This window comes from Pseudomonas sp. WS 5411, from assembly GCF_012985595.1.
GTDB lineage: Bacteria > Pseudomonadota > Gammaproteobacteria > Pseudomonadales > Pseudomonadaceae > Aquipseudomonas > Aquipseudomonas shahriarae.
This window is the reverse complement of the sequence record NZ_JAARMC010000001.1, coordinates 292,292-304,642: the sequence shown is the minus strand read 5'-3', so window position 1 is coordinate 304,642 and position 12,351 is coordinate 292,292. Positions and strand designations below refer to the sequence as shown.

Annotated in this window: 6 protein-coding genes; 1 reads left to right on the top strand and 5 read right to left on the bottom strand. The window is 62.8% G+C overall.

The window, feature by feature from the left end; genetic code table 11:
- Both HBR93_RS01365 and lon read right to left on the bottom strand, forming a co-directional pair.
- Positions 1-393, bottom strand: a complete 393-nt coding sequence (locus HBR93_RS01365) for a protease inhibitor I42 family protein (protein ID WP_029297456.1) — start codon at positions 391-393, stop codon at positions 1-3.
- A 190-nt stretch (positions 394-583) separates the two neighbouring features.
- Positions 584-3,004: an endopeptidase La gene (gene lon / locus HBR93_RS01360; RefSeq protein ID WP_057438296.1), complete on the bottom strand. Its 2,421-nt coding sequence runs from the start codon at positions 3,002-3,004 to the stop codon at positions 584-586.
- Positions 3,005-3,391: 387 nt separating this feature from the next.
- Here lon and HBR93_RS01355 point away from each other — a divergent pair, with 387 nt between their 5' ends.
- On the top strand, positions 3,392-5,728 hold the full coding sequence (locus HBR93_RS01355; RefSeq protein WP_169959720.1) for an EAL domain-containing protein: 2,337 nt from the start codon (positions 3,392-3,394) through the stop codon (positions 5,726-5,728).
- Between the two features lie 187 nt (positions 5,729-5,915).
- On the opposite strand, the gene HBR93_RS01350 is transcribed toward HBR93_RS01355, so the two are convergent.
- The 3 genes from HBR93_RS01350 to HBR93_RS01340 form a co-directional block, all read right to left on the bottom strand.
- Complete coding sequence (locus tag HBR93_RS01350; protein ID WP_169959719.1) at positions 5,916-8,327, bottom strand: glucose/quinate/shikimate family membrane-bound PQQ-dependent dehydrogenase; 2,412 nt, start codon at positions 8,325-8,327, stop codon at positions 5,916-5,918.
- A 100-nt stretch (positions 8,328-8,427) separates the two neighbouring features.
- Positions 8,428-9,765, bottom strand: a complete 1,338-nt coding sequence (locus tag HBR93_RS01345; RefSeq protein WP_057438298.1) for a carbohydrate porin — start codon at positions 9,763-9,765, stop codon at positions 8,428-8,430.
- A 439-nt stretch (positions 9,766-10,204) separates the two neighbouring features.
- Positions 10,205-12,223, bottom strand: coding sequence for a TonB-dependent receptor (locus HBR93_RS01340; RefSeq protein ID WP_057438300.1), 2,019 nt, complete (start codon positions 12,221-12,223; stop codon positions 10,205-10,207).
- Positions 12,224-12,351: the final 128 nt, after the last annotated feature.

The following is a 12,351-nucleotide window of genomic DNA, read 5'->3' as shown; positions in this document are numbered from 1 at the left end:
TCAGTTCACCGTAATGGCGCAGTCAAAGGTGTCCACCGGATTCACTTCCGGGGCCCAGGGTTGTTGGGAGGTCAGGCGCAGGCGGCCGCTACCTGCGGTAAAGGCCTGGAAGCGCCAGGTGGATTGCCCGGCGGCACCCACTACACCGGCGTCCTCGGGGTTGCTGTAGACCTCGGGGCCGAGGCTGCGCAGCACGCCGCCGGCCGAATCCTGGATCGCCCAGCGATAACCGGTTGTGGGGTTGCTCGGCAAGGTCAGGGTCAGGTTTTGCCCGGCCTTGAGCTTGAGCGGGCAGGCGCTCTGTTTTTCGACGGTGACGTTTTGCTTCGGTGCACTGGCGCAAGCCGCGAGCAGGGCGAGGCTTAGCGGAAGAAGCAGGCGGGCAGCGGTCATGAAGGCTCCGTTTATTGGCGACGAAGGGCGAGCATAACCGAAGATGAGACAAGGTGTTACAGCAGGGTTTTGTGTTGAGGCGGCTGACGCCATCGCGGGCAAGCCCGCTCCCACATTTTGATATGTGAACACATTCAAGTATGGGAGCGGGCTTGCCCGCGATGAGGCCAGTACCGACGCTACAGATCTATCAGAACAACACCTTCGCCACATCCGCAAAGCGCTTGGCAAAGTGCACCGTCATGCCTTCCTTGAGGTACTCCGGCAATTCTTCAAAGCTGCCCCGGTTGGGCTCCGGCAGGATCAGTTCATGGATCTTCTGGCGCCGCGCCGCAATCACCTTCTCGCGCACGCCACCAATCGGCAGTACGTGCCCGGTCAGGGTCAGTTCGCCGGTCATGGCCACGCCTTTTTTCGGCGGCTGGTTGCGCGCCAGCGAGAGCAGCGCACTGGCCATGGTCACCCCGGCACTCGGGCCGTCCTTGGGCGTGGCGCCTTCCGGTACGTGCAGGTGCACGAAGGCTTCGTCGAAGAACTTCGGGTCACCGCCAAACGACTTCAGGTTGGAGCTGATGTAGCTATAGGCGATTTCGGCGGATTCCTTCATCACTTCACCCAACTGCCCGGTGAGCTTGAACCCACGATTGAGCGTGTGGATACGCGTCGCCTCGATCGGCAAGGTCGCGCCGCCCATGCTGGTCCAGGCCAGGCCGGTGATGACACCCGTGCCCGACAGTACCTGCTCGTTGCGGAACACCGGCATGCCCAGGGAGCTTTCCAGGTCCTTGTTGCCGATCTTGATCACCGAGTCCGGCTCATCCAGCAGCTTGACCACCGCCTTGCGCACCAGCTTGCCCAGTTGCTTCTCCAACTGGCGCACCCCGGCTTCACGGGCATAGCCGTCGATCAGCGCACGCAGGGCGCCATCGGTGATGCTCAGGCTGTTCTTGGCCACGCCGGCTTTTTCCAACTGCTTTGGCCACAGGTGACGCTTGGCAATGGCGACTTTTTCTTCGGTGATATAGCCCGACAGGCGAATCACTTCCATACGGTCCAGCAACGGGCCGGGTATCGAGTCCAGGGTGTTGGCGGTGCACACGAACAGCACTTTGGACAGGTCCAGGCGCAGGTCCAGGTAGTGATCGAGGAATTCGACGTTCTGTTCCGGGTCGAGGGTCTCCAGCAGGGCCGACGCCGGGTCGCCCTGGTAGCTCTGGCCCATCTTGTCGATCTCGTCGAGCATGATCACCGGGTTCATCACCTCCACATCCTTGAGCGCCTGCACCAGCTTGCCCGGCAGGGCGCCGATGTAGGTGCGGCGATGGCCCTTGATTTCGGCCTCGTCGCGCATGCCGCCGACGCTGAAACGGTAGAACGGCCGCCCCAGAGACTCGGCGATGGATTTGCCGACGCTGGTCTTGCCCACACCCGGCGGGCCTACCAACAGCACGATGGAACCGGCGACTTCGCCTTTATAGGCGCCGACCGCGAGGAACTCGAGGATGCGACTCTTGATGTCGTCCAGCCCCGCATGGTGTTTATCCAGGACTTTGCGTGCGTGTTTGAGGTCGAGTTTGTCCTCGCCATACACGCCCCACGGCACCGAGGTCGCCCAGTCCAGATAGTTACGCGTGACCGCGTATTCCGGCGAGCCGGTTTCGAGGATCGACAGCTTGTTCAGCTCTTCATCAATGCGTTTCTGCGCCTGGGCCGGCAGCACCTTGCCTTCCAGGCGCTGCTCGAACTGTTCGACGTCGGCGCTGCGATCGTCCTTGGTCAGCCCCAGCTCCTGCTGGATCACCTTGAGTTGTTCCTTGAGGAAAAACTCGCGCTGGTGCTCGCCGATCTTGCGGTTCACCTCGGCGGAGATTTCCTTTTGCAGGCGCGCGACTTCCACCTCTTTGCGCAGCATCGGCAACACTTTTTCCATGCGCTTGAGCATTGGCACGCAGTCCAGCACTTCCTGCAACTCGTTACCGGTGGCCGAGGTCAGCGCGGCGGCGAAGTCGGTCAGGGGCGACGGGTCGTTGGGGCTGAAGCGGTTGAGGTAGTTCTTCAGCTCTTCGCTGTACAGCGGGTTGAGCGGCAGCAGTTCCTTGATCGCATTGATCAGGGCCATGCCGTAGGCCTTGACCTCATCGGTCGGCTCGCTGGGCTGGTGCGGGTATTCGACCTCCACCAGATACGGTGGGCGGTGGTGCTTGAGCCAGGTCTTGATGCGCACGCGGGTCAGGCCCTGGGCAACGAACTGCAGCTTGCCGTTTTCGCGGCTGGCGTGATGCACCTTGACCAGGGTGCCGTACAACGGCAGGGCAGAGGTATCGAAATGCCGCGGGTCTTCGGGCGGCGTGTCCATGAAAAACAGCGCCAGGGAGTGGTGGTCGGATTTGCTCACCAGCTCCAGGGTCTCGGCCCAGGGTTCTTCATTGACGATCACCGGCAACACTTGCGCCGGGAAGAACGGCCGGTTGTGGATCGGAATGATATAGACCTTGTCCGGCAGATTTTGCCCAGGCAGGGCCAGGCCGGTGTTGGACGATGGAGTTTCAGCGTTTTCGGGGTCGGCGTAGTCGTTGAGGTCGATATCGGGGAATTCTTGCTGGTCGCTCATGGGGCACCTGCACAGTGAAGTATGGGGGTTAGATGGGGCAGGTGAGCGGTGGTTTCAATGGCCCGGCGTGGTTAGCAACAAATTGCATGACATTTTCGAAGACCCCTGTGGCACTGGCTGTTTGTGCGGCACCCAGAACCCTTCAGCAAATCAGGGGCGATTTTATGCCTGCGTGCGCCGTTTAGACGGTGATCTGTCGTCAAAATAATGTCAGCCAACCTCCCGTATTTATTAGGTTTACTTCTGCTCGGCGAAGACTAATCTGGGTTTTCCAAATGTTCGGCATCGACGGGCATTTATTTGACACCGGGCCGCCAGTCGCGAGGGAAGCGTATGACAAAAGGGCGCTTGAGCTGGGGCGTGGGCACGCTGCCAGGAGGCAAGCGGATGAAATGGCGCCACGCCTTCCAGGCGCGGCTGGCCGGGGTGTTGGCGTTGCTGCTGCTGGTCGTGGTGGGCGCGGTGTATTTTGCCGTGAAAGTGGCCACTACCCGGGCCGTGGAAAATCAGGCCCTGGTGCAACTGGAGACCGGCAGCCGAGTGTTCGAGCGCCTGCTGGACCTGCGCGGGCGGCGCCTGCAATACGGCCTCGACTGGCTGACGGTGGACGAACAGTTGCGCCGTGCCGTCGCTGAGGGCCAGCCGGCGGCGATCCTTGCGGCCCTGCACCGGCAGGGCAGCGGCATCCGTTCCAGCGAGGTGTTTGTGCTGGGGCTGGATGGGCAGGTCATCGTCAGCACCCTGGCTGGCGTGCCGGCGCAGCAAGTCTTTCCCTACGCCGAGGCGCTGCGTCAGGCTCGGCGCAATTCCCTGCATATGCTCGTTGTCTCCCTGGCCGGCCGGCCGTTTTTGCTGGTCCAGGAAGATGTGCTGGACCCGCTGCCCATTGCGCGGGTGGTCATGGGCTTTTCCATGGATGAGGTGTTTGCCGCCGAGTTGCGCTCCCTGAGCAACCTGGAGGTGTCGTTCATGAGCGTGGACAAGGGCCAGCCGGGCGCCTTGTTCAGCACCCAGCCCGTGACCGATCGCCCGGCCATTATCGAGGCGCTACAGGCTTCGCACCCCAGGGCGCTGGCACAAATAAGCGAGTTTCACGGCCAGCGTTTTCTCAGCCAGGTGCTGCCCCTGGCCAACACCGGCGATGGCGGGCAAGTCATGGCCTTGCTGCAAAGCCCGCTGGACCAGGCCCTGCAATCCTTTGCGCCGCTGGACCGGCAATTTCTCGGCATCGCCCTCGCGGCCCTGCTGGTCTCGCTGGTGGGCGCGCTGTTGATGGCGCGCCGCGTGTCGCGCCCGCTCGATGCCCTGGTGCAGGCAGCCGAGCGCATTGGTGGCGGGGATTACCGCACGCCAGTGGCGGTGCGCGGCAAGGATGAATTCGGCCTGCTGGCCCGCGCCTTCAATGCCATGCAAAGCGGCATCGCCGTGCGCGAGCGGCAACTGGCGCACAATGCCCTGCACGATGCGCTGACCGGCCTGCCCAACCGCGCCCTGGCCATGGAGCGCCTGGGCAGTGCGATCAGTGCGCGGCGGCCGGTGGTGCTGCTGTACCTGGGGATTGAAAACTACCGGGTGATCAACGAAGGCTTTGGCCCCCAAGGGGTCGAGGAAATGTTGCGCGAAGCCAGCCGCTGCCTGCTGTCGAGCCTGGCGGCCGGGGATTCGGCGGCGCGCATTACCGGCAGCGAATTTCTGGTGCTGTTGGAAAACACCAAGCTCGACAGCGCCGTGGCCCGCGCCGACCGCCTGTACAGCCTGCTGACCGAACCGCAGCGGGTGGGTGTCGATGAACTGCGCCACGAAGTGAGCATGGGCATTGCCGCCTACCCCGAAGATGGCCAGCAGGTCGAAGAACTGATCAGCCGCGCGGCCATTGCGCGCCACGATGCGGCCGCGCTGCCCGGCTATCTGCAGATCTATCAACAAGACCGCGACCTTGCCCATCAACGCCAGATCAGCCTGATCCGCGACCTGCGCCGCGCCGCCATCGAAGACGAATTGTTCCTGTGCTATCAACCCAAGCTCGACCTGCGCCACGGCTACGTGCGCCAGGCCGAGGCACTGTTGCGCTGGCAGCACCCGACCCTGGGCCTGGTGTCCCCCGTCGAATTCATCCCCCTGGCCGAACGCTCCGGCAGCATGGCCAGCCTGACCCATTGGGTGATCGAAGAGGCGATCCGTCAGTTGGCAGAGTGGAGCGTGCGCGGGCTGGAGGTGCAGCTGTCGCTGAACATTTCGGTGGACGACCTCGGCGACGAAGGGCTGGCGCCGCGGGTGACCGAACTGCTGGAGCTGCACGGGGTATTGGCCGGGCAGTTGATTTTCGAGATCACCGAAAGCGCGATCATGCACAACCCGGAACAGGCCTTGCGCATCCTCGAGCAACTGCGCGGCTGTGGCATCAGCCTGTCGGTGGACGACTTCGGCACGGGCTACTCATCCCTGGCCCAGTTGCAGCGCCTACCGGTGCAGGAGCTGAAGATCGACCAGTCCTTTGTGCGCAACCTCGACAGCACCAGCGGTGACGCGGTGATCGTGCGTTCGACCATCGAGATGAGCCACAACCTGGGGCTCAAGGTGGTGGCCGAAGGGGTGGAGTTCGAACCCAGCCTGAGGCTGCTCAAACAATGGAATTGCGACACCGCCCAGGGCTACCTGATCAGCCGGCCGTTGAATGCCATGGCCTTTGAGATGTGGATGCGCCGGGATCGCAGTACGGTGTGACGGGGCCTGCGCGGTCAAAATATGGGAGAGGGCTTGTGTGGGAGCTGGCTTGCCTGCGATAGCGGTGGGTCAGTGCAACATATGCCAACGGATCCACCGCTATCGCAGGCAAGCCAGCTCCCACATTTGAGTTGTATTTCAAATAAAAAACCCCGGAATTCCGGGGTTTTTTTGTTGCAGCTGTCGCTTAATCCGCCAGCTTGAACGCCATCACATAGTCACCCTGCTTGGTCCCCAGGGAACCATGACCGCCCGCCACGACCAGCACGTACTGCTTGCCGTCCTTGCCGGTGTAGGTCATCGGGGTGGTTTGCGCGCCTGCAGGCAGGCGGCCTTCCCACAGTTGCTTGCCGTTTTTCACGTCATAGGCACGCAGGTACTGGTCGAGGGTACCGCTGAGGAAGGACACGCCACCGGCGGTGGTGAAGGTCCCGCCCAGGCTTGGCACACCCATGCTCAGGGGGATGGGCACTGGCGAGCTGTCACGCACGGTGCCGTTCTTGTGCATCCAGATGGTCTTGTTGTTGGTCAAGTCCACGGCGGCCACATAACCCCAGGCCGGTGCCTGGCATGGCAGGCCCATTGGCGAGAGCATGGCTTCCAGGACCACGCCATAAGGCGTGCCTTTGTTTGGCTGCACACCTTCGGTCTCGCTGACACGCGGGCCCATGGCGGCGATTTTTTCTGCCGGGATCATGGTCGACTTGAACGCCATGTAGCTTGGGTTGACGAAGGCAATCTGGCGCACCGGATCAACCGAGATGCCGCCCCAGTCGAACACGCCGAAGTTGCCGGGGTAAACGATCGAACCTTGCAGCGATGGCGGGGTGAACGGGCCATCGTAGCGCAGGGATTTGAAGTCGATCCGGCAGAGCATTTGGTCGAACGGGGTCACGCCCCACATGTCACGTTCCTTGAGGGGCGGTGGCATGAAGTTGAGGTCGGACTTGGGCTGGGTCGGCGAGGTGTGATCGCCTGCCACTGCGCCTTGCGGTACCGGGATTTCGTTGATCGGCACCACCGGCTCGCCCGTTGCACGGTCCAGCACGTAGATGCTGCCTTGCTTGGTCGAGGCCATCACGGCTTGCTTCACGCCGGCCGCTGTCTTGATGTCGATCAGGCTTGGCTGGCCGCCCACGTCCATGTCCCACAGGTCATGGTGGGTGAACTGGTAGTGCCAGCGCACTTTACCGGTGTCGATATCCAGGGCGGTCAGGCCGGCAGCGTGCAGCTCGGAAGCCGGGGTGCGGTAGCCACCGAACTGGTCCGGGGTCTGGTTGCCCATCGGCAGGTAGAGCATGCCGAGTTTTTCATCGACGGCGAACATCGACCACATGTTGGGCGAGTTGCGGGTGTAGGTCTTGCCTTCGGCAATCGGCGTGGTGTCGTCCGGGTTGCCGCTGTCCCAGTTCCACACCAGCTTGCCGGTGTGCACGTCGAACGCGCGGATTACGCCGCTTGGTTCGTCGGTGGAGACGTTATCGGTGACGTGACCGCCAATGACCACCAGGTTCTTGGTGATGGCGGGCGGCGAGGTGGAGTAGTAACCACCGGGGGCGAAGGTGCCAATGTTGGCGCCCAGGTCGACCTGGCCTTTGTCGCCGAAGTCTTCACACATCTTGCCGGTGTCGGCGTTCAGTGCGATCAGACGGGTGTCGGCGGTCGGCAGGAAAATGCGGCGCGGGCAGGCATTGGCGGCTGGCGCGGCGGCGCCGGTGGCCGGGCTTTGCTCGGTGGCGGCGTAGGCCGCGTCATCGTGATACGACACGCCACGGCAGGTCATATGCGCCCAACCCTTGAAGTTCTCGGCTTTCTGCGTCGAGAGCTTAGGGTCGAAACGCCAGATTTCCTTGCCGGTGTCCGGATCAAGGGCAATCACCTGGCTGTGCGGGGTGCACACGTAGAGCATGCCGTTGACTTTCAGCGGGGTGTTTTCCGCGGTGGTTTCACCGGGGTCGCCCGGGCCAGGCAGGTCGCCGGTGCGATAAGTCCAGGCCGGCACCAGCTTGTGGGCATTTTCCGGGGTGATCTGCGCCAGCGGCGAGTAACGATCACCGAAACCCGAACGGCCATAGGAATTCCAGTCGCCATCGGCCTGGGCCGGCGCGGCATTGGTCATGCCCGGTACCGCGTCGCGGTCCAGTTGGCCCTTGATTTCACCGGGGTTGGTGAACTGGCTGGCCACGGCGGTTGCGCCGGCCAGCACCACGGCTACGCTCAGCGCGCCGGTGCCCAGCGGGGCGGGTTGGCCGCGCAGCAGGGGACGGCGGAACCACGGCAGCAGCATGACGATGCCCAGGCCGAACAACAGGGCCAGGCGCGGCACCAGTTGCCACCAGTCCAGGCCGACTTCCCACAGAGCCCACACTGTACTGGCGAACAGCACCACAGCGTACAGGCCCAGCGCCGCGCGGCGCGTAGCCAGCAGCAGGACGCCGGTCAGAGTGATGCCGATACCGGCCAGCAGGTAGTACAGCGACCCGCCGAGCATGCTCAGCTTGATGCCCCCGGCCAACAAGGCCAGGCCCATGATCAGCAGCAAGATCCCCAGCAGCCTGGGCAGCAGGCGGCTTGGGCTTGAAGCACCATCAGTGCTCATAGTGTGATTCTCCGTGACGTTTAAAGTAGTCCCGCGCTTGTTCACTGTAGATGACGTTTGTGCGCGGGCTTGGTTCAGGTCTCATTGCGTTTATTGCGATTCAGAAGGACGCTTGCAGCTTGATCCCGCCGACCAGCGCGTCATCCACCTGGGCAACGGCCCCCGGATGCCGGATGTATTGCAGGTTCGGGCGCACCGTCAGCCAGTTGCTGACATGCACGCCGTAATAGAGCTCGGCGCTGTATTCGGTGTCTTGCACCGGCAGGTAGGCGGCGTCGTCGAAGTCGTAGACCGCACGGGCCTGGTTGCTGGCCTGGGCGTTCTTGCGATAGGCCGGGTTGACGTGCACGCGGGCCACGGCAAAGCCGATATCGTCCTGGGCGCGGGCATCGAACGGGCCTTTGTAGACCACCCCGGCCTGCACATAGTTATCCACAGCGTTGGTCTTCTTATCGTGCATCGTCGCGTTGGCGAACACGCTCAAGCCACGGCTGTTGTCGCTGGCGAGGCGGGTGACCTGCTGCTGCACGCCCAGCCACACACCGTGCTTGCTGGAGGCACTGCGATAGGCCTCGCCACTGACGGCGGCGGGCTGGTCGTGGCGGTCCTTGTAGACATCGCTGGCCTTGGCGCTGCTGTAGTAGTAACCGGCGCGGTATTCGCCCGGCAGGCCATGGAACGTTGGCGTCCACACCAGCTCCACCGGCAGCAGGGCGCCCTGGGTGCCGCTGCCACTGAGCTTGAAGCCATTGCCGCGATCGAGGTTGGACGGGTTCTGTTCATAGGCGCCGACCTGCGCGTACAACTCGGGCGTCAGGTGGTATTTGACCCGCAGCGCCCATTGGCTCACGGGCCAGTTGTACCAGATGCCACCGACCCAGTTGCCCACCTGGGAGCCGCAGAACGCCAGGTTCTGGAAGTCACAGGGGAAGCTGTTGAAGTCTTCGCCTTCGCCAAAACGCCCAGCTTTGATATCCAGTTTTTGGTCGAAGAATTTCTGCTGGTACCACATCTGCGTCAGGCGCCAGGTCTGGCCACGGCCCCAGACTTCCTGGGACGAGGTAAAACCGCCGACCCGTGGGTCATTGATGCGGTCATTGCTGATGTTATTGCCACTGCGCTCGGTGATCGTCAGTTGGAACTCGGCGTCGTGCCAGCCGAGGATCTTCTGCAGGTCCAGGTGGCTGCCGAAGGCCCATTGGTCGCTGTAGCGGGCGGTGCGGTCATGGTCCGAGCCGCCATGCAGGTTGCTGCCCATCTCGCCGGTGTAGTCGATCTTGAAGTCGTAGCCTTGTTGAGACAGCGCTGTCCGGGAGCCGCCGAAATCACCCAGCATCCACGGTGACTCGCGGTCAAAGGCAGGGGCGGCCTGGGCACAGGTGATCAGGCACAAAGGCAGCAGCGCAGCGCACAGGCGCAGTGTTGGGAAAGCAGGCATAGGCAAGGGCAGGTCTTAATAGTTTTTGGTTTTAGTACGCAAACGGCGACCGGCAGGGCGGGCGCGCATCAGGTTTTTGGGTGGCAGATGAAACGTTTCAGGTTGTTGCCGACAAGGATAAAGCGCCGGCACGGGGAGAGAAAGGGCTAATCGCAAGATGGATTATTTCGGATTTGGTAACAGTCGGCGCAGAGACCGCAAAGCAGTGAGGGAGCTGGCTTGCCCGCTCCCACAGGGGATCTCGTTTACAGCACGGGTTTGGCTAGACCACACAACTTGATGTGGGAGCTGGCTTGCCTGCGATAGCGTTGGGTCAGCACCGGAAAGGCTGGCTGACCCACCGCCATCGCGGGCAAGCCCGCTCCCACAAGGGGGCTTGTCTGCAGCACGAGTTTGGCTAGACAACACATAGCTCCCACAGGTTGAACATCCCTGTCTGTCAGAAGGTCGTGCGCAGGCCCACCTGCACGCTGCGCCCCGGTGCCGGTGCGATATCGCGCAGGATCGAGCTGGCATAGCGCACGGTCTGGTTGGTCAGGTTCTCGCCGTCAACAAATGCCAGCCACTGGCTGCCACCCAGGTTGAAGCGATAGCCGGCGCTGGCGCCCAATGTGGTGTAGCCATCGGTCCCGCTTTCGTTGTTCGGCACCCGACCCTGGCCAGCAGCATGCTCGACATCAATGCGCGCCTGCCAGCGATCCAGTTCCCACAGCAGGCCACTGTTCAGGCGCAGCGGCGCAATACGGGGCAGGGCTTCGCCGGTCTCCAGGTTGGTGGCGCGGGTGTAGTCGCCCGACAGTTCCAGGGCAAATTTGCCGTAGGCGCTTTCGCCAAGTTTCCAGTGATCCTGGGCTTCGAAGCCAACGAAACGTGCGCGTACGCCGGAGTAGGTGTATTCCGGGATGCCGTCGGCGTCTTCTTCGCCTTCGTCATTCAAGGTGCGACCGCTGTTCAGCAGGCCGATGTAGTTGGAGAAGTGGCTGTAGAACACGCCAAAACTGCCCTTGTGCGTGCCATTGTCAAAGCGCAGGGCCAGGTCGCTGGCCACGGCTTTTTCCTTGGACAACTTGGCGTCGCCCACTTCATAAGTGCCGGTGGCGACGTGGGCGCCGTTGGCGTACAGCTCGTAGAAGGTCGGCGCACGCTCGGTGTAGCCCAGGGTCGCGGCCAGCGACCAGATGGGCGTGAGGGTATACACCGCGCCCGATGACAGGCTGCCAGCGGTGAAGCTGCTGGAGGTGTTGGCATTGGCAAAGCGCTCGTTGCCCTTGCCGTCCGGGTCGACAGTGGTGTGTTCCAGGCGCCCGCCCAGGCTCAGTTTCAGGCGCTCGGTGGCCTGCATTTCTTCGAGGATAAACAGCGCGCCGGCATTGGTCTCGGTCTGCGGTACGAAGGCTTCCTCGCCCAGGGCGGAAAATTCGCTACGGCTGACCTGGGCACCGACGATGCCGTCGAAAGGCCCCATCGGCTGGTGCCGTGCTTCGATGCGCGCCTCATAGCCCTTGTTCTTAAAGGTGGTACCGGTTTCGCCGCCTTCGATTTCCCGGTGTTCGTAATCGGTGTAGCCAGCGTCGAGTTTGACCGAGGTAAACGGCCCTTGCAGGTTGCGGATTTCGGACGCAAAGGCGTAATGCTCTTGCTGCATGCGGATGCGCACATCCTGTTCGGCGGGCGAGCCGTAGTTGCTGTCGGAGTTGCTGTAGGACAACCCGGCGTAACCGTCGTCCCAGGTGTAGGAACCGCCCACTGCGCCACTGTCCTGACGCCCATCGCTGTTGCCCAGGCGGCCGTTTTTGCCGGGGCCGTTTTCACTTTGCGGGGCATGGCGGCTGCGGGCGTAACCGGGGATTTTCAGGTCGTTGAATTGCCGTGCGCTGGCATCCAGGTGCAGGGCGAAGCTGCCGTTGCCGGCTTCCAGCTTACCGGCGCTGCTGCGGGTGGTGTCGGCGCCGCCGTAGCGCAACTCGCCCGCGCCATGGATGCCTTCGATGGCTTCGGTGGGGATGCGGTTGTCGAAGGTATTGACCACGCCACCGATGGCGCTGCCGCCGTAGAGCAGGGCGGCCGGGCCACGGACGATCTCAATGCGCTCGACATTGACCGGGTCCAGCGGCACCGCATGGTCATAAGACAACGACGAGGCATCCAGCGCGCCGACGCCGTTGCGCAGGATGCGGATGCGGTCGCCATCCTGGCCACGGATGATCGGGCGGCTGGCGCCAGGGCCAAAGTACGACGACGACACCCCCGGCTGCTTGTTCAGGGTTTCGCCAAGGCTGCCTTTTTGTTGCAGGGTCAGGTCATCGCCTTCCAGCACCGTGGTGGGCGAGGCCAGTTGTTGGCTGCCCAGCGGGTTGCCGGTGATGATTTGGGGTTGCAGTTCCAGGGCGTGGGCCTGGGTGCCGATCAGCAGGGCGGCGGCCAGCGGCGTCAGGCGCCAGAGAGGGGAGAGGGACATCGGGGGTTCCTTGGCAAAGCAGAGAAGGTTTGATATGAATGGTTACAATATAACATCTCTTTTTCGTCCGGGAAGCGGAACTTTTTCAACGGCTATAGTGAACACGGTGCTTCCGCCTGCCTGGCCTC